Here is a 16117-nt window from a genome sequence, read left to right as displayed (position 1 = left end):
CTCAGTAGTCCATGACCCGGTAGTAGCGGCGCAGGTCGAGGGAGTGCTCGCGGACCCGCTCCAGATGCTTGCTGACCCGGCTCATCACGGTGTCGAGCACGAGCGGCGCGAGCAGGCCGCGGAACTCGGTGCTGATCCCCGTGAGCGGGTAGTCACGCGTGTCGAAGACGGTGACGTCCTTGGAGACGCGGCGGGCGAACGCCTCGGCGCGGTCGGTGAGCGGCCGCGTCTCGTCCTCGCCCTGGAAGACGATCACGCTCGTGTCCTCCTCCAGCAGCTCCAGTGAGCCGTGGAAGAACTCCGCGCTGTGCACCCTGGTGGTGCGCAGCCACTGCATCTCCTCGAGGATGCACATGGAGTAGAGGTAGGTGAAGCCCCACAGGTTCCCGCCGCCGATGAGGAAGTGGTAGGCGGCGTCCTTGTGGGCCTCGGCGAACGCGGCGGCCACCGGCTCGGCCTGCCTGGCCACCTCGACCAGGATCCCGGGCAGCCCGGCCAGCTCGTCGGCCAGCTTCCCGTAACCGTCGAACTCGCCCCTGCGGGCGAGCAGCCGGCCCGTGAACAGCAGCAGCTGCATGTCGAACGGCCAGGTCTTGGGCTTGGAGACGAGCGCCGCATCCACCTTCTCGGCGATGGGCGAGTCGGCGTGGCCGGTGAAGGCGATCGTGTAGGCGCCCTTGGACCTGCAGTACTCGATGGCGCGGACGCTGTCGTCGGTGGTGCCGGAGACGGAGGTGAAGACCGCCACCGTGCGCTCGCCGAGCCGGGCGTCACCGGAGACGATCAGCTCGGCCGCGATCGCGGCGCGCACGTCGAGCGTGGACAGCCGCCGGGCGAGGTGCTCGTACGGCCACATCTGGGCATATGTGCCGCCCGCGCCGACCAGGAGCAGCTGATCGAACCCCCGGTCCACGAGCCGGTCGACCAGCTCCTCGATCTCAGGGCGCAGGGCCACCGCGCTCGCCACCTGGGAGACAAATTCCGGCTCGTCGAATCCGAGCATCATCGCATCCTTTCCGGGGAAATGCCGCGACCGGCGCCGTCCATGCGGTCTGATACCGGTATCACGCGGCAGTCACGTTGGCACAGCGCGCCGCGCGCCGTCAACCTCGCCCGCCTCCACACCTAAGCTGAGCAGGGATTTGTTCGAGCTCTGCGAGGTCACGCGGGGTTAACGAAAGAAAGATCTTGGCTTACGGGTCTGGTACCGGTATCAGACGAGCTGTATGGTCGGCCAACACCAAGGCTCCTGGAAGAGAAAGGAAGCCCATGCGCCCTCGCGCACTGTCGACGTTCGCGGCACTCCTCGGGACCCTCACGCTGGCCGCCTGCTCCGGAGGCGGCGGCGGTGCCGCACCGGCCCCGGCGGCCGACGCCGCGGCCAAACCGGAGTTCTCCGGCACGCTGAGCATCCTCACCAAGTTCGCCGGCGAGCCCACGGGCCCCTATTTCGAGAACCTCGCGGCCGCGTACCGGAAGCAGCACCCGCAGGTGAAGATCGAGCTCATCCAGGAGACCGACCAGAGCATCAAGGACAAGCTCAAGACGCTCACCGCCTCCGACGCGCTGCCCGACGTCTACTTCACCTGGACCGGCAACTGGGCGGACAACTACATCCGCGGGGGCCGCGCGGCCGACCTCACCAAGGTGATCGGCCCGGACACCGAATGGGGCCGGACCTTCAGCCCGGGCTCGCTGGCCGCCTTCGCCCGCGACGGCAAGAACTACGGGATCCCGCTCTACGGCAACGGCAAGTTCATGGGCTACAGCAAGAGCGCCTTCGACAAGGCCGGGGTCAAGGTGCCCGGCACGTTCGAGGAGCTGATCGCCGCCTGCGGCCCCCTGCGCAAGGCCGGGTACGAGCCCATCGCCTTCGGCAACAAGGACGGCTGGCCCGCCCTGCACTACCTGCAGCAGCTCTTCGCCTACAACGTGCCCGAGGCCACCCTCCAGGCCGACTTCGACCCGGCCACGGCCAAGCTCGACGACCCGGGCTACGTCAGGGCGCTCGGCCAGTTCAGGACCCTGGTCGACCAGTGCACCGACACCCGCGACGGCACGAACGGCGTGCTCTACAGCTCCGCCCAGGAGGCGTTCGCCAACGGCAAGGCCGCCATGTACTACCAGGAGATCCTGGAGTTCGACAACGCCACGTCGGCCCGGGTGAAGCCGGACGACTTCGGCATCTTCCAGCTCCCGGTCCCGCAGGGCGCCGCGGGTGACCCGGCGGTGCTGGAGGGCTCGCCCGAGGGCTACCTGATCAACGCCAGGTCGCCCCGGGTCGCGCTGGCCGTGGACTTCATGAAGTTCGCCACGAGCCTGGACAACGCCAAGACCCTGTCCTCCCCGCCGTACGGGCAGCCCAGCACGGTCGTCGGCGCGGTCACGCCCGAGACCTCCAGCAAGGCCGTCTACGAGGGCGTGCAACTCGTCAACAAGGCGCCCAAGCTGGCCATCTGGCTCGACACCGTCACCGTGCCCGAGGTGGCCGACGCGTGGCTGGCCGGCGGCGAGGCGATCATCAGCGGCGGCATGACGGCCGAGAAGGTGCTCGAAAGCGTGCGTCAGGCCTCGGCCGAGGCCAGGTAGGGAGGCCCTCCGTGCGCGCCACCCTGCGAAGGACCCTCGGCCTGGCGTGGGTCCTGCCCGCCCTCGTGCTGGTCGGAGCGTTCGTCTACCTGCCGCTCGTCCAGAACCTGCAGTTCAGCACGCTCAAGTGGGACATCTACAGCGGCAGCCAGGAGTACGTCGGCCTGGCCAACTACACGAAGCTCGTCGAGGACCCGGTCTTCTGGTCGTCGTTCGGCAACAACGTGCTGTACGCGGTGGTCTCCATCGTGTTCCAGGTGTTCGGCGCGCTGCTGCTGGCCGCGATCATCGAGGGGGTGCGCGGCGAGCGGTGGCAGCGCGTGTTGCGGGCGGTCTACTTCATCCCGTCGGCGATCTCGCTGACCGTGGCGGGCCTGCTGTTCTACTTCGTCTACGAGCCCAACCTGGGCCCGCTCAACCACGCGCTCAAGGCGGCCGGCCTCGGCGACCTGGCCCAGGCGTGGCTGGGGCAGGAGAGCACGGCCATGTCGGCGATCATCGCGATGAGCCAGTGGCAGGGCTTCGGCTACTCCACGCTGCTGTTCGCGGTCGCCATCCAGCGCATCCCCACGGAGATCTACGGGGCCGCCGCCATCGACGGCGTCGGCCCGGTGCGCCGCTTCTTCGGCGTGACGGTGCCGCTCGTGCGGGAGATGACCGGGCTCATGGCCATCGTCACGATCTCGGGCGCGTTCCAGGTGTTCAACGAGGTCATGGTGATGACCGCCGGCGGGCCGAACAACTCGACGCAGGTGCTGGGCACCTGGTTGTACCGCAGCGGGTTCGTCCGCAACAACTTCGGCTACGCCGCCGCCATCGCCACCGTCCTGTTCGTGATCACGCTCGGCATCGCGGTGGCGCAGCTCTGGGTCACCCGCAGGAGAAGGGTGGAATGGTGACGCGCCTGAGCTTCCTCGGGGTGATCGCCCGGGTCTTCATGTGGGCGTTCCTGCTGGCCCTCGCGGTGGTCGTGCTCTATCCCCTGCTGTGGATGACGCTCAACGGGTTCAAGACCAACGCCGAGCTGTTCGGCGACCCGTTCGCGCTGCCCCTGCACTGGAGCTTCGAGAACTACCAGAAGGCGTGGAACCGCGGCGTCAGCGACTATCTCACCACCAGCGTGCTGGTCACGCTGACCTCGACGGTCGCCACCGTGTTCGTCAGCGCGTGGGCCGCCTACGGCCTGACCCGGGTGAACATCCCGCTCAACAGGACCCTCACGGCGGCGATCCTCGGCGGGCTCATGCTGGCCCCGACCGTGGCGCTCGTGCCGTTGGTGAAGATGTTCCAGGCCATGGGGCTGTACAACACGTTCTGGGCGCTGCTCATCCTGTACACCGCCTTCCGCATCCCGTTCACGACCTTCCTCATCCGCGCGTACATGATCGATCTGCCGCGTGAGGTGGACGAGGCCGCGGAGATGGACGGCGCGGGCAGGTGGACGGCGTTCTGGCGGATCATCCTGCCGATGTGCAAGCCGATCCTCACCTCGACGGTGCTGCTGCAGATCCTCTTCACCTGGAACGAGTACCTCTTCGCGATGGTCTTCACCAGCGGCACCGGCGTGCAGACCCTCCCGGTGGGCCTGACGAGCCTGATGAGCAAGCACGGCACCGAATATCCCGTCGTCTTCGCCGGGATGGTGATCGCGGCGCTCCCGGTGGTGCTGCTGTTCTTCCTCGGCCAGCGCTACATCGTCAAGGGCCTGGCCGACGGCATGGGCAAGTAAGGAGCTCCGAAGATGGCACTCTCCCTCCGGCAGGTCACCGGCTCGAACTTCGCCTACCAGCACCTGCCGTTCGACCGCTTCCTGGACGACGCGGCCGAGCTCGGCCGCGAGCGGGTCGAGCTGTGGGGCATCGCGCCCCAGCTGCACGTCCCGCGGCTCAGCGACGCCGAGGCGCGCGCGATCCGGCGCCGCGTCGAGTCGCGCGGGCTCGCCGTCCACTGCCTCACCCCCGAGCAGGTGATGTACCCGGTCAACCTGGCCTCCCCGGTCACCTGGCTGCGCGCGGAGCGTGGCCGTGTTCCGCCGGGCCGCGGAGCTGAGCGCCGAACTCGGGGCGGAGCTGCTGCTGCTCACGCCGGGACGCGGCTTCGAGGACGAGCCGGTCGAGGCCGGGTGGCGGCGCTCGGCCGACGCGATCGGCGAGATCGCCGAGTACGCGCGGACGCTCGGCGTGACGTGCGTGCTGGAGGCGCTCCAGCGGGTGGAGTCGAACCTGGTCAACGACTCGCGGGCGCTGGCCAGGATGATCGGCGAGATCGGGGCGCCGAACCTGGGCGCCGTTCTCGACACCGTGGCCATGGCCGTCGCGGGGGAGTCGGTGGACGACTACTTCGACGCCCTCGGTGACCGCGTCCGGCACGTCCACCTGATCGACGGGCGCCCGGCCGGCCATCTGGCCTGGGGCGACGGGGAGCTGCCGCTGGCCGGCTACCTGGCGGCCCTGGACCGCCGGGGGTATCGGGCGCAGCTGACGTTCGAGCTGTTCGGCGACGGCACGTACGCCTTCGGCCCCCGGGCGGCCGTCGAGCGCTGTCTAGCCGCCGTGCGGGCCGCGCTGCCCGGTTAGGCGTCCACCAGGGCGACCCGTACGGCTCCCGGGTCGTCGCCGGACAGGGGGACGGCGAAGACCGCGGTGCGCTCGCGGGCCCCGTACACCACGAACCGCACGCCGTCCTCGTCCCACGTCTCGCGCACGTCCGAGGTGAGCTGGGCGGACGCCGAGCAGTACGTGGGGCTGCGGCGCAGCAGGTGCAGGGAGGACTCCAGCGGGACGGCCGCGGGAGCCGGGCCGGCGAGGGGGCGGCGCAGGCGGACCAGGAGGCGCCGCAGCGGGGTGAGCCAGTGGCGGTCCAGCTCGGCCGAGAGGGCCAGCAGGACCAGGACCTCCACCAGCACGACGGCGGGGAGCGGCGGTTGCCCCGATCCGGTCATGGCGATCAGGGCGGCGGCCAGCAGCAGCCCGGCGCGGGCGAAGGCGCGCGCGTCCACGGGCCGGGAGTGGGCGCCCAGGCAGCCGCACGACGAGGTGGGCGCGGCGACGTGCGCGTAGGTGAGGTAGACGAGGAACCCGGCCGACAGCGCCGCGGCGGCCGTCGCGTTCAGGGGGTGGAGCGAGGGCAGCGGCAGCGCGGCCGCCACAGCCAGCTCCGCCAGACCGACGAGCCGCAATGCGGGGACCGCGCGCGCCGGGCCGGTCAGCCGGGCCAGGGCGGTCTGCCCGGCCTGCGCCCGCATCCGGCGGTTGAGCAGCTTCGTCAGGCCGGCCCAGAGGAGGAAGAGGGCGATCACGTACGGCTGCGACGCGGCGATCCCGTGCATCTGCTTCCTTCCTAGTGAGGGGAGAAGACGGTGGCGATGTCCACTTCGTTGGTGTCCGGGCGCCAGGCACCGAGGATCTGCACGTGCTGGCTCACTTTCAGCATCGACAGGTCCGCGGTGGGCGGCGACTCGGAGTGGATGGCGACCGACCTGCCGGCCACGACGTGGCACAGCACCTCGTGACCGTTGTGGTCGAGGTGGATGGTCTGGGTGGTGATGTTCTTGATGTGGCCCTTGATGTTGACGATGTTGAGCCACACCGACTCGGCGGCCAGCATCCCGTCCGGCATGCGCACGCCCCTGGCGTACAGGCCGTCACCGGGTCTGGCCTGGTCGAACGGCACCGGGCCGAGCTTCCACAGGCTCGTGCCGTCCACGACCCTGATGGTGTGGAAGACCATGTTCGAGCCCAGGACGAGCAGCGTGTTGTCCTTGATCGAGCGGATCCGGCCCTCGGCGAAGTCCGGGTCGGGCGCGCCCGGCTCGACCTTCTGGGCGGTCGTGGTGGCGAAGGCCGCCTCGGGGCCGAGCGAGCCCAGCGCGGTCGCGGCGACGACGCCGGCGCCCCCGCCGAGCACGGCGGACCTGAGCATGTCCCTTCTGCTGCGCATCGTTCGCCCCCTTCTAGGCCGTCGAGATCTCCACCGGCCGCAGGCCGGACGAGAGGCTGGCGATCTGGCTGTAGGCGGCCGGGGTGAGGTCGATCAGCCGGTTGCTCGCGCAGGTCGCGCCGCAGCAGCTGCGCTCGCCGCAGAACAGGTCGGTCTGCGGGCCGCAGTCGGCGATGGCGGTGACGACGCTGGTGCCGCTGCACAGTGCCGTGACGCGGTGGCGGAAACCGCAGGTCCGGCGCGACAGGCCGACGCCGCAGCTGTCGGGGCGGGTGATCGCCCAGCAGGCGTCCGAGGTGTTGGGCCAGGCGTGCTGGAGGTTCCCGGAGTTGCAGGTGCCGCAGGCTCCCTTGCCGGTGCTGCTGCACGGTCCCCAGGCGGTGCCGCAGCAGAACCAGGAGACCTCTCCTTGGACGGGGCCGAGTAAGTCGGCGGGCGGGTCGGTGGACTTGCTACGCGCCATGCGCGTCCTCCTTGGGTGAGCTCTGGACGATCTCAGCGAGGGGTTGAAGCTTTCCGACTCGATCTATGAGTACCATGTAAGGATTTTTCGTCAATGGCCGATTTGTGGGATGGTGAGGTCGTACCGATCGGTTCGATCTCAGCTGGAGCAGTCGTGAGCGTGGACCCTCTCGTCACCGACCCGCCGGGCGGCCTCGTGCCCCCGGCCAGCACTCCTTCCCTGGCCATCGGGGGTGTGCCGTTGCTCGGCGTGCTGCACGTCCCGGCAGGGCCGGGGCCGCATCCCGTCGTCGTGCTGGCGCACGGCTTCCCGGGCAACGAGCGCAACTTCGACCTGGCGCAGGCGCTGCGGCGGGCCGGGTACGCGGCGCTGGTCTTCCACTACCGGGGCTCGTGGGGGGTCGGGGGCTCGTACTCGTGGGCGAACGTCCTGGAGGACACCGCCGCCGCGGTCGCCGCCGTGCGCGAGCCCGGGACGGCGGCGGCGCACCGGCTGGACCCGGGGCGGATGGCGCTGGCCGGGCACAGCCTCGGCGGGTTCGCGGCGCTGATGACCGCGGCGGCGGACCCGTCGATCGCCGCCGTGGCCTCGATCGCGGCCTTCGACTTCGGGGTCGCCGCCGCGGCCTGCCGCACGAGTGCCGGTGCGCGGGCCGCGTACGTCGAGGCGTTCGACGGCGAGTTGCTGCCCCTGCGCGGGACCAGCGGCGAGGCGCTGGTCGCCGAGATGGAGGCGGCGGGGGAGCGCTGGAGCCTGGCGGGGCTGGCCCGGCATCTGGCCGATCGGCCCGTCCTGCTGATCGGCACCGGACGCGACGACGTCACCCCGGCGCCGGCGCACTACGAGCCCGTGCTGGCCGCCTACCGGGCGCAGCCGGTCGAGCGCCTCGAACACCACCTCTTCCCGACCGACCACGCCCTGTCCGACCACCGCGTCGCCCTCACCCGCGCGGTGCTGGCCTTCCTCGGCCGGCACGTCCCCGTGGGTTGAGCGCGGATCAGGCGGCGTCGGCGTTCTGTGCCGCCTGGTAGACGGCCATGGCCTCGTTCCCGAAGAAGGGGCCGAACATGAAGTTCGGGGCGAAGTTGTAGGTGAAGCTGTTGACCGAGTTCAGCCAGCCGAGCCCCGTCGACTCGTCGAACCCCTGGAACCACGGCCCGCCGCTGGACCCGCCGGTCATGTTGCAGCGCAGCCCCTGGTCCCTCGTCATGACGGTGTCGTTGAACGCGCGCCCGCTGCAGTAGATCAGCTCCGACCCGTCGAACGGCTCCGCCGCCGGGTACCCGAAGGCGAAGTTCTGCCGCTGCCTTGGCTGGTTGAACGCCACCCCCTGCCCGCCCACCACGTCGGTCAGCGTGCGGCCGTTCAGCGGCGCCACCACGACGGCGGCCACGTCGAAGTTGATGTCCTCCCTGGCGTTCCACTGCTGCGTCGTCAGCATTCTCGTGGCCACCCAGGCCCCGAACGGAGCGCGCCCGTCGTCGAACGCCGGGACGAACATCCAGTTGCGGTGGGCGGCGCCGTTCAGCTTCACGCAGTGCCCGGCGGTCATCACGACGCTCTCGTTGGCGCTGGTCACGGCCGTGCCGGAGCAGGAGGAGTTGCGGCCGTCCGCGGTGGTGAAGAAGACCCGGCCGACGGTGCGCACCACCGCGCCGCCGTCCGTCCACTGCAGGCCGGGGCTGTTGGGCACCAGGGCCCGCGTCCGAGCGGTGGTGAAACTCGCCCAGGACGCGCCGCGGGTGCTCCACGGGGAGCGCTGGGTGGTGGTGGCCGAGGCGCCGCGGGTGGCCCACGGGGTGCCCTGGGACGGCCCGCGCGACTGGGTGCCGCGGCGGGGCGCGGGCGCCTGCAGTGGTTCGGCGGCGAGCATGCGCCGCGTGGTCCAGTACTGCGAGACGGTCCTGCGCTCCGACCAGGAGTCCGTGGCCGTCCACCCGGCGGGCCGCCTGGGGTCGAGCTCGTTCGCGGTGCCGGCCTGCGCGGCGCCCGCGGGGACCAGGGCGCCCGCGAGGGCGAGCGCGACGGTGGAGAGCAGGGCGACTCTGCGGTGCATTGCGTACCTCCCGAAACCCGGAATCTGCCGTAGGGAGGTACGCGCGGAGCGGTCCGTCTTCCTCAATGCCTGTGCATTTGGATATGGCGCTATTACGGGATGAACGCGACAGGCCACGGAGTGTCACAGGGGGATGGTTTTGGCGGGCCCTTTGTGGAATAGGCACCGGATATTGACGCTCTTTCACCGGTTCTTTCCCGTTAAGGGAAATTCGACTTCGGCGTGGCGTTGTCATCTCGCTCGCGGCAACTGTAAGCATCGTACCGGTCTGGCGACTATGGGTCGCATTCCGAAAGGAACGGTAAAATGCTCACCCCAATCAGGAAAATAGCGAGGCCCGCCACGCATGGCCTTCTCGCGGTGACGCTGGCGGTCACCATGGCGCCGGCGGCTAGCGCGGCCTCGGACCCCGACAAGGACCGGCACTTCAAGGGCATCCACAGCGACCGTGGCTTCCGCACCGACCACCACGGCGACGACGGTGGCAGGAACTGCAGGCCACACACGTTCTTCCGGATCCACAAGCTCTCGCCGCGGAACTTCTTCGTGCCCCGCACCCGCTACACCGACGGCCCCGGCGGCTCGATGACGGTGTCGGTCACGCGCGAGCACGAGGTCCTCGCCTTCCTCGAGTCGGAGAACGAGAAGACCAAGGAACTGGCGAAGACATTCACCAAGGAGGACGAGGAGACGAATCTCGACACCAAGACGGTGCTCGAACAATTGCGCCGGCTCGGTCTGCCGCACCTCGAAGAGCGGCACATGGTCTTCACCGGGCACGAATACACCCGGGAGATCAGCGACGGGAAATACGGCAACATGTGGTACCGGGTCTTCGGTTACCGCGTCGGCTGGTCCGCCTGGTCGGTGCTCGGCACCTGCGACCGCCACCCGGTCGACTCCGGCATCGCCAACGTGCCCTCCCGGGTCGAGGGCTGGCGCTACTGGGAGACCAAGCACCCGATGTTCAAGCGCCGCCTTCTGTCGGTGAAGTAGAGAATCCCAGGTCAGATGGGTTCCGGACTGATTCGCCGGGTATGGGATGGGTCCAGTCCGGCTGTGCCCGGACGCGCAGCCGTCCGGTGCGCGGGGCCTCCTAGGCTTCGACGAGGGGGACACCATGAGCATCCTGCGATATCTGGGAATGACATCGTTCCGCATGCCATTCCTCCGCATTCCCGGCCCAGAGCCCAAGCCTCCGCACGGCAACGGCGACACCAGCAGCCGCGCACGCCGCCGCAGGCGGCGCCACCGCCGATGAGCGATCGTCCCCGGGATGTGAGGGCGTCCACCCTCACATCTCGCGTGGCGTCCACGAGTACGTGACGGTCAGGAGAAGGACGCCAGCGCGATGCCCAGCGTCCGCTGGTTCTGGCCGGAGGCCTTGGCGTCGGTGGAGTTGACCGAGTAGACCACCGTGCGGGACAGGTCCCGGGTGGCACCGACGCCGGCGGCGTAGCCCCAGCGGGCACCGGTCTTGCCGTACGCGACGATCCCGCCGGGCAGCACCAGCCTGGACATCCCCGAGGTGTAGCTCGCGGGCTCGCACTTGCCGTACGTCATCACGTCCGGGACGGTGAACATGGGCTCCAGCTGCGCCGGCGGCACCACCTTGCCGGAGAACAGCGCCTCGACGAACTTCTCCAGGTCGGCGGCGGTCGAGACGAGGTCGCCGGAGGCCCAGGTCGAGGTGACGCTCGTGTTCGTGATGTCCACCACGTGCCCGCCCTCGTAGGGGACGGCGTTCGGGAAGCCGGCGGACACGGACTGGTAACCCTGGTGGTGCGGGCCCTTGATGCGCACCGACGTGCCGGGCAGGTAGCTGTCCCGCATGCCGACGGGGCGCAGGATCCGGCTGGCGACCTCGTGCTCGTACGATCTGCCCGTGACCTTCTCGATCAGCATCCCCGCCACGAGCGTGTTGATGTTGAGGTAGTGCTGCCTGGTTCCGGGGGCGAACTCGATGGGGTTGCGCACGGCCAGGGCGACGTACTCGCGGGGCGTCCACTTCTCGAACCGGGTCTCGTAGACCCACTCGAACGAGTCGGGCAGGTCGGGGGCGGGCAGGCCGCTGGTGTGGTTCAGCAGCTGGCCGATGCTTACGTCGGGGTAGGAATCAGGCAGCAGGCCGGGCAGGTGGTCCTGCACGGTGCCGTCGAGCGAGACCTTCCCCTCGGCCACGAGCTGCAGCACGACCGCGGTGGTGAACATCTTCGTCACGCTGCCCGCGCGGAAGCGTACGTGCTCGGACGCCTTGCGCCCCGTGCGCAGGTCGGCCACCCCGGTCACCCCTCGCCACGAGCCCTTCGTGCCGCCCACGCGCACGACCGCCGCGGTGGCGTCGGCCGCCGGCAGGCCCGCGATGGACTTGCGCAGCGCCGCCTCGTTGATCGGCGGGATCTGCCGGCCGTCCTGCGGAGCCTGGACGGCCGGCGGCGTCGGGCAGGGGCTCGGCGTCGGCGTGGCCGCCTGCGCGGGCGCCCCCACGAGCAGGGTGGCGAGGGCGAGGCAGGCGACGGCGGTCTTCATCATGGTGTTTCTCCAGGTTTCGGGAATGCGGCAATCCTGCTGCGGACAGCCCCCTCAGCGGATCGCCGGTACGACCGATCTCTCCTCGCTCCCGAGAGGGAGCCCCCGAATCCCTCGCACCGGCGATGCCCGGCCTCCCTCCCCGGGCCGAGGATTCTCTCCATGAACCCCATGAACGCTCGCCTCGCCTTCATCGCCGCGCCCCTGCTCGTCCTCGCCTACGGCGTGATCCGCATCCTCGACGGTCTCGACGGCAGCCGCGGGCCCGGCCTCGCCTGGACCACGGGCCACCTCGCCTTCATGGCGGCCCTCGTGCTGTTCGCCGGGATCTTCTGGCAACTGCGCGCCATGGCCGGCCGGGACACCCTGTCCACCGTGAGCGCCGTGGCCGGCACCGCCGGGATCGCCGCGCTGCTCGCGCAGTTCGGCATCGACGTCGTGGTCGGGTTCCTGGCCGCCGACCACGCCGGCATGAGCGTGCTGTTCGACCGGGTGCAGAGCGTCCCGGGCGTGGCCATCGCCGTCTACGACGGGGGACCGTTCCTGTTCTACCTGGCCCAGCTCGCCCTGGTGATCCAGCTCGCGGTCATGCGCCGGGTCCGGCCGTGGACGCCGGTCCTGGTGCTGATCGACCTCGCCCTGCCGTTCGCCGACAAGGACCTCATCCCGCTCGGCGCGCTCTTCCTGCTCGTCTCGTTCGCCCCGCTCGCGCGCCGCGAGGTCCCCGCTGCCGCGACCGTGCGGCCCGCCGCGACCGTGTCATGACGCGCAGGGCAAGATGGGGTCCCATGTCCGAGCCACGGTATGTCACGCGGTTCCGCCGCTGGTGGGCCTCGCTGCCCACGATCCTGGTGGACGCCGCGCTCGCGGCGCTGGTGCTGGTCGTGCAGCTGTGGCCGTTCGTCTCGCGGGACAACCCGTGGGGCGGGCCCTGGCACTGGCTCGGCTACGTCGTCGTGGTCGCCGCGTGCGTGCCGCTGGTCTGGCGGCGCCGCGCGCCGGTGGCCGTCCTGCTCGGCACGCTCCTCCCGACCACCCTCTACGACATCGTGGACCAGGTGCCCGCCCAGCCGATCTGGTACGGGGGACTGGTGGCCTTCTACACCGTGGCCGTCTACTGCACCAGGTGGATCCGCTGGGTCATGTTCGCCATCACGCTCGCCGGCGGCCTGCTCATCGTCGGCTCGGCCGAGACCGCGCTGCGCGGGGTCGTGCTGTTCGTCGCCGCGTACGCCATCGGCCGGGCGGCCGCCGCCTCCCGCGCCCACGCCGCCGCGCTGGAGGAGCGCGCAGCCCAGCTCGCCCGCGAGCGCGAGGCCGAGGCCGAGCGGGCCGCCGAGCGCGAGCGGGCCAGGATCGCCCGCGACATGCACGACATCCTCGCCCACGCGGTCAGCGTCATGGTGGTCCAGGCCGAGGCCGGGCCCGTGGCGGTCGGGAGCGACCCGGCCAGGGCCGTGGCCGCCTTCGACGCGATCGCCGCCGCCGGTCGCGACGCCATGGACCAGCTCCGCCGGATGCTGAACGTCCTGAAGGAGGAGCAGGGCCCACGCGGGCCCCAGCCGACCATCGCCACGCTGCCCACCCTGGCCGACCAGGTCCGGGCAACCGGACTCCACGTGACATACTCCACCTCGGGCGAGCCGAGGCCGCTGTCTCCCGACGCGGAGGTGGCCGCGTACCGGATCACCCAGGAAGCCCTCACCAACATCGTCAAGCACGCGGGCGCCACGCGCGCCGGCATCGCCCTCGCCTGGCAGGACCACGCACTCATGATCGAGATCACCGACGACGGCCGGGGCCGCGACCCGGGCCTTCCCGCGGGCATCCCCACAGGCACCCCCGCGGGCCTCCCGTCGGGCCTCCCCTCGGGCGGGAACGGCCTCATCGGCATCCGCGAGCGCGCCGCCGCCTGCGGCGGCACCGCCGTCACCGGGCCGCGCCCGGACGGCCCCGGCTTCCGGGTCCTCGTGCGGCTCCCGCTGGCGGCGTCATGACCATCCGCGTCGTGGTGGCCGACGACCAGGAGCTGGTACGCGCCGGGTTCAGCATGATCCTCGACGCCCAGCCGGACATCGAGGTCGTCGCCGAGGCCGGCGACGGCGAGCAGGCGGTCGCCGCCGTCCGCGAACACCGCCCCGACCTGCTCCTGCTCGACATCCGGATGCCCGTCATGGACGGCATCGAGGCCGCCCGGATCGTGTGCGCGGACGGGGACTGCCGGGTCCTCATGCTGACCACGTTCGACCTGGACGACTACGTCTACGACGCGCTGCGGGCGGGGGCCAGCGGGTTCCTGCTCAAGGACGTCCGGCGCGACGACCTCGTGCACGCCGTACGGGTGGTCGCGGCCGGCGAGTCCCTGCTCGCCCCCTCGGTCACCACGAAGCTGATCGCCGACTTCACCTCCAGGGCGGCCCCCCGGCCCGCCGCGCCGCCCGCGGAGCGGCTGTCGGTGCTGACCGGGCGCGAGCAGGAGACGCTGCGGCTGATCGCCAGAGGGCTGTCCAACGCGGAGATCGCGCGGGAGCTGGTGGTGAGCGAGCACACGGTGAAGACGCACGTCAGCAACGTGCTGACCAAGCTGGGGCTGCGCGACCGGGTGCAGGCGGTGATCGTCGCGTACGAGACCGGCCTGACCGTCCCGGGCGACACCCGCTGATCCGCCCGGCCGGCGCCCGCCGACGGGTCCCGGGAGCCCGCGGATCACCCATGGACCTGACCGGGTGATCGGGTTACTGTCAGGTCGTTTCGCGAGTACCCACCAACCCGACGGGGGTGCGTCATCAACGCCAAACTGGTCACCCGCATCGTCCTGGGGCTCTTGACGCCCCTCGCCCTGCTCGTGGCGGCTCAGCCGGCGCAGGCCGCGCCGTTCTGCATTCCCGAGGCGCCCGTGTGCGCGGGCCTCGACAACGGGCGCTTCGTCTTCACGATCCAGCCGGCGCCCGCCACGCTGTCGGTGAGCGCCACGGTCAACGGGGCGCCCGCCACCGGGAGCATGTCCTACGTCACCGGGCCCGGCTACCTGCGGGGCTGGTACCAGCCGTTCCCGCCGCTGGTCTCGGGGGACGTGATGTGCATGTCGTTCTACGGCATGGGCGTGCCGCCGGGGCCGTACTGCGACACTGCGCCGTGAATTTCGAGAAATTTCCTGGTTTGGGCGGCATGCCCAGCCTGGGGGGATAAGGCCGAAATGAGGGGCTGCGGAGGGCGGCGATCAACGGCTTAGCTGGCATTTACCCACCATTGGTCACTCTTGTGTCATCGGGACACTAGGAGATGACATGGACGCGAACGAACCTCGCACCGGTGGTTGGAGCCAGTTCGGCGAGACGCCGCCCGCCGCTGGCGGGTTCACCCGGCCGGGCCCGACGGTCACGCCGCCTCCGCCCCCGCCCCCCGCGCCGCGGCGGGCCGGGTTCGTGCTGACCCGCAAGGCGATCGCCGGGCTCGCGCTGGCGGCCGTGGCCGCCCTGTCGGCGGCGGCGCTGGGTGGCGGCGCGATGGGCGCGTACCTGGCCGAGGGGAGCCGGCCGGCGGCGACCGCCACGCCCGCCGGTGCCAGCCCCGTGTTCCGTACCGCCGCGGACCGGTACACGGTCGCGCAGGTGGCGGAGAAGGTGCAGCCGTCCGTGGTGATGATCCAGGGGCAGACCAGTGAGGGCTCCGGCGTGGTGCTGTCGGAGGACGGGCTGATCCTCACCAACAACCACGTGGTGTCCGGGCAGAAGAGCCCGCTCACGGTCAAGTTCAACGACGGGAGGACGGCCAAGGCGAGCGTGGTCGGCACCGACCCGGCGACGGACCTGGCCGTCATCCGGGCCCAGGGCGTGTCGGGGCTGGCCAAGGTGGCGCTGGGCGACAGCGACCAGCTCAAGGTGGGCGACGACGTGCTGGCCATCGGCAGCCCGCTGGGCCTGGACGGGACGGTGACCTCGGGCATCGTCAGCGCGCTGGACCGTACCGTGACCTCCGGGAGCGGGCCGGACGAGCGGCAGCTCCCGCCCGGCTTCGGCGGGCAGGAGCAGGCGGCGGAGACGACCACGCTGGGCGGCATGATCCAGACCGACGCGGCGATCAACCCCGGCAACTCGGGCGGCGCCCTGGTGAACGCCGCCGGCGAGCTGGTCGGCATCAACAGCGCGGTCGCCGCCGACGGCGTCAACCTCGGCTTCGCGATCCCGGTGAACACCGCCAAGCACGTCTCCGAGCAGCTCATCAGCAAGGGGACGGTGAGCCACGTGTACCTGGGCGTGAGCCTCGCCGACGCCACCGGCGACGTGCCCGGCGCGCTGGTCCGCCAGGTGAGCGCGGGCGGCCCGGCCGAGAAGGCCGGCCTGAAGCAGGGGGACCTGATCACGAAGATCGGCGGCACGCCGGTGCAGGGCGGGGACACCGTCGTCGGCCAGGTGCGGGGGTACAAGGTCGGCCAGCAGGTCGAGATCGCCTACCAGCGTGACGGCAAGCCGGGCACCGTGACCCTCACCATGGAGGAGAAGAAGTAAGCCCACGTCAAAGCGCCTCCTGCCCGCTCCCCG

Annotated in this window: 17 protein-coding genes; 11 read left to right on the top strand and 6 right to left on the bottom strand. The window is 70.8% G+C overall.

The window, feature by feature from the left end; genetic code table 11:
* Position 1 precedes the first annotated feature (1 nt).
* The gene (locus ACTWPW_RS12395) at positions 2-1006 is read right to left on the bottom strand and encodes an SIS domain-containing protein (RefSeq protein ID WP_443168775.1); all 1005 of its coding nucleotides are present in this window, start codon (positions 1004-1006) and stop codon (positions 2-4) included.
* 263 nt (positions 1007-1269) lie between these two features.
* Here ACTWPW_RS12395 and ACTWPW_RS12390 point away from each other — a divergent pair, with 263 nt between their 5' ends.
* From ACTWPW_RS12390 to ACTWPW_RS12375, 4 genes are all read left to right on the top strand, one after another.
* On the top strand, positions 1270-2589 hold the full coding sequence (locus ACTWPW_RS12390) for an ABC transporter substrate-binding protein (protein ID WP_443168774.1): 1320 nt from the start codon (positions 1270-1272) through the stop codon (positions 2587-2589).
* An 11-nt stretch (positions 2590-2600) separates the two neighbouring features.
* Positions 2601-3488 (top strand): carbohydrate ABC transporter permease, encoded by an 888-nt coding sequence (locus ACTWPW_RS12385; protein ID WP_375110882.1) that lies wholly within the window; start codon positions 2601-2603, stop codon positions 3486-3488.
* Complete coding sequence (locus tag ACTWPW_RS12380; protein WP_443168773.1) at positions 3482-4318, top strand: carbohydrate ABC transporter permease; 837 nt, start codon at positions 3482-3484, stop codon at positions 4316-4318. Before ACTWPW_RS12385 ends, ACTWPW_RS12380 begins: the two co-directional genes overlap by 7 nt.
* 289 nt (positions 4319-4607) lie before the next feature.
* Positions 4608-5165, top strand: coding sequence for a sugar phosphate isomerase/epimerase family protein (locus ACTWPW_RS12375; protein WP_443168772.1), 558 nt, complete (start codon positions 4608-4610; stop codon positions 5163-5165).
* Here ACTWPW_RS12375 and ACTWPW_RS12370 read toward each other — a convergent pair.
* Genes ACTWPW_RS12370 through ACTWPW_RS12360 form a run of 3 tightly spaced genes read right to left on the bottom strand, consistent with a single transcriptional unit; the run spans position 5162 to position 6991 of the window.
* The gene (locus ACTWPW_RS12370; protein ID WP_443168771.1) at positions 5162-5917 is read right to left on the bottom strand and encodes a MauE/DoxX family redox-associated membrane protein; all 756 of its coding nucleotides are present in this window, start codon (positions 5915-5917) and stop codon (positions 5162-5164) included. The genes ACTWPW_RS12375 and ACTWPW_RS12370 overlap by 4 nt on opposite strands.
* 11 nt (positions 5918-5928) lie before the next feature.
* The gene (locus ACTWPW_RS12365; RefSeq protein WP_375110886.1) at positions 5929-6528 is read right to left on the bottom strand and encodes a cell wall protein; all 600 of its coding nucleotides are present in this window, start codon (positions 6526-6528) and stop codon (positions 5929-5931) included.
* Between the two features lie 13 nt (positions 6529-6541).
* Positions 6542-6991, bottom strand: coding sequence for a hypothetical protein (locus ACTWPW_RS12360; protein ID WP_364122973.1), 450 nt, complete (start codon positions 6989-6991; stop codon positions 6542-6544).
* 153 nt (positions 6992-7144) lie between these two features.
* On the opposite strand from ACTWPW_RS12360, the gene ACTWPW_RS12355 reads away from it, so the two are divergent.
* Positions 7145-7981 carry an alpha/beta hydrolase family protein gene (locus ACTWPW_RS12355; protein WP_443168770.1) on the top strand — a complete coding sequence of 279 codons (837 nt, stop codon included), beginning with the start codon at positions 7145-7147 and terminating at the stop codon, positions 7979-7981.
* A gap of 7 nt (positions 7982-7988) precedes the next feature.
* Here the strand turns inward: ACTWPW_RS12355 and ACTWPW_RS12350 are convergent, their stop codons facing one another.
* Positions 7989-9047 carry a trypsin-like serine peptidase gene (locus ACTWPW_RS12350; RefSeq protein WP_375110890.1) on the bottom strand — a complete coding sequence of 353 codons (1059 nt, stop codon included), beginning with the start codon at positions 9045-9047 and terminating at the stop codon, positions 7989-7991.
* 306 nt (positions 9048-9353) lie between these two features.
* On the opposite strand from ACTWPW_RS12350, the gene ACTWPW_RS12345 reads away from it, so the two are divergent.
* Positions 9354-10043: a hypothetical protein gene (locus tag ACTWPW_RS12345; RefSeq protein ID WP_443168769.1), complete on the top strand. Its 690-nt coding sequence runs from the start codon at positions 9354-9356 to the stop codon at positions 10041-10043.
* Positions 10044-10376: 333 nt separating this feature from the next.
* Here ACTWPW_RS12345 and ACTWPW_RS12340 read toward each other — a convergent pair whose 3' ends face one another.
* Positions 10377-11579, bottom strand: a complete 1203-nt coding sequence (locus ACTWPW_RS12340) for a serine hydrolase domain-containing protein (protein WP_443168768.1) — start codon at positions 11577-11579, stop codon at positions 10377-10379.
* 159 nt (positions 11580-11738) lie between these two features.
* Here ACTWPW_RS12340 and ACTWPW_RS12335 point away from each other — a divergent pair, with 159 nt between their 5' ends.
* The 5 genes from ACTWPW_RS12335 (at position 11739) to ACTWPW_RS12315 (ending at position 16084) form a co-directional block, all read left to right on the top strand.
* Complete coding sequence (locus ACTWPW_RS12335; RefSeq protein ID WP_443168767.1) at positions 11739-12341, top strand: hypothetical protein; 603 nt, start codon at positions 11739-11741, stop codon at positions 12339-12341.
* Positions 12342-12364: 23 nt separating this feature from the next.
* The gene (locus ACTWPW_RS12330; protein ID WP_375110894.1) at positions 12365-13573 is read left to right on the top strand and encodes a sensor histidine kinase; all 1209 of its coding nucleotides are present in this window, start codon (positions 12365-12367) and stop codon (positions 13571-13573) included.
* Positions 13570-14238 carry a response regulator gene (locus tag ACTWPW_RS12325; RefSeq protein ID WP_375110895.1) on the top strand — a complete coding sequence of 223 codons (669 nt, stop codon included), beginning with the start codon at positions 13570-13572 and terminating at the stop codon, positions 14236-14238. The genes ACTWPW_RS12330 and ACTWPW_RS12325 overlap by 4 nt, the downstream gene beginning before the upstream one ends.
* A 162-nt stretch (positions 14239-14400) precedes the next feature.
* Positions 14401-14715 carry a hypothetical protein gene (locus ACTWPW_RS12320; protein ID WP_443168766.1) on the top strand — a complete coding sequence of 105 codons (315 nt, stop codon included), beginning with the start codon at positions 14401-14403 and terminating at the stop codon, positions 14713-14715.
* Between the two features lie 148 nt (positions 14716-14863).
* A complete protein-coding gene (locus tag ACTWPW_RS12315) occupies positions 14864-16084 on the top strand; it encodes a S1C family serine protease (protein ID WP_443168765.1) in 1221 nt (406 codons plus the stop codon).
* Positions 16085-16117: the final 33 nt, after the last annotated feature.

Origin of the sequence: Nonomuraea sp. KM90 (genome assembly GCF_052246675.1) — a bacterium.
Classification (GTDB): Bacteria; Actinomycetota; Actinomycetes; order Streptosporangiales; family Streptosporangiaceae; genus Nonomuraea.
Note: the sequence above shows the minus strand (reverse complement) of the source record. Positions and strands in the feature narration are given on the sequence as shown.

Excerpts from the sequence above, each read along its gene's own strand:
- ACTWPW_RS12315 (WP_443168765.1), top strand. The coding sequence starts at position 14,864 with ATGGACGCGAACGAACCTCGCACCGGTGGTTGGAGCCAGTTCGGCGAG.
- ACTWPW_RS12360 (WP_364122973.1), bottom strand. The coding sequence starts at position 6,991 with ATGGCGCGTAGCAAGTCCACCGACCCGCCCGCCGACTTACTCGGCCCC.
- ACTWPW_RS12365 (WP_375110886.1), bottom strand. The coding sequence starts at position 6,528 with ATGCGCAGCAGAAGGGACATGCTCAGGTCCGCCGTGCTCGGCGGGGGC.
- ACTWPW_RS12370 (WP_443168771.1), bottom strand. The coding sequence starts at position 5,917 with ATGCACGGGATCGCCGCGTCGCAGCCGTACGTGATCGCCCTCTTCCTC.
- ACTWPW_RS12340 (WP_443168768.1), bottom strand. The coding sequence starts at position 11,579 with ATGATGAAGACCGCCGTCGCCTGCCTCGCCCTCGCCACCCTGCTCGTG.
- ACTWPW_RS12395 (WP_443168775.1), bottom strand. The coding sequence starts at position 1,006 with ATGATGCTCGGATTCGACGAGCCGGAATTTGTCTCCCAGGTGGCGAGC.
- ACTWPW_RS12350 (WP_375110890.1), bottom strand. The coding sequence starts at position 9,047 with ATGCACCGCAGAGTCGCCCTGCTCTCCACCGTCGCGCTCGCCCTCGCG.
- ACTWPW_RS12390 (WP_443168774.1), top strand. The coding sequence starts at position 1,270 with ATGCGCCCTCGCGCACTGTCGACGTTCGCGGCACTCCTCGGGACCCTC.
- ACTWPW_RS12380 (WP_443168773.1), top strand. The coding sequence starts at position 3,482 with ATGGTGACGCGCCTGAGCTTCCTCGGGGTGATCGCCCGGGTCTTCATG.
- ACTWPW_RS12345 (WP_443168769.1), top strand. The coding sequence starts at position 9,354 with ATGCTCACCCCAATCAGGAAAATAGCGAGGCCCGCCACGCATGGCCTT.
- ACTWPW_RS12325 (WP_375110895.1), top strand. The coding sequence starts at position 13,570 with ATGACCATCCGCGTCGTGGTGGCCGACGACCAGGAGCTGGTACGCGCC.
- ACTWPW_RS12335 (WP_443168767.1), top strand. The coding sequence starts at position 11,739 with ATGAACCCCATGAACGCTCGCCTCGCCTTCATCGCCGCGCCCCTGCTC.
- ACTWPW_RS12330 (WP_375110894.1), top strand. The coding sequence starts at position 12,365 with ATGTCCGAGCCACGGTATGTCACGCGGTTCCGCCGCTGGTGGGCCTCG.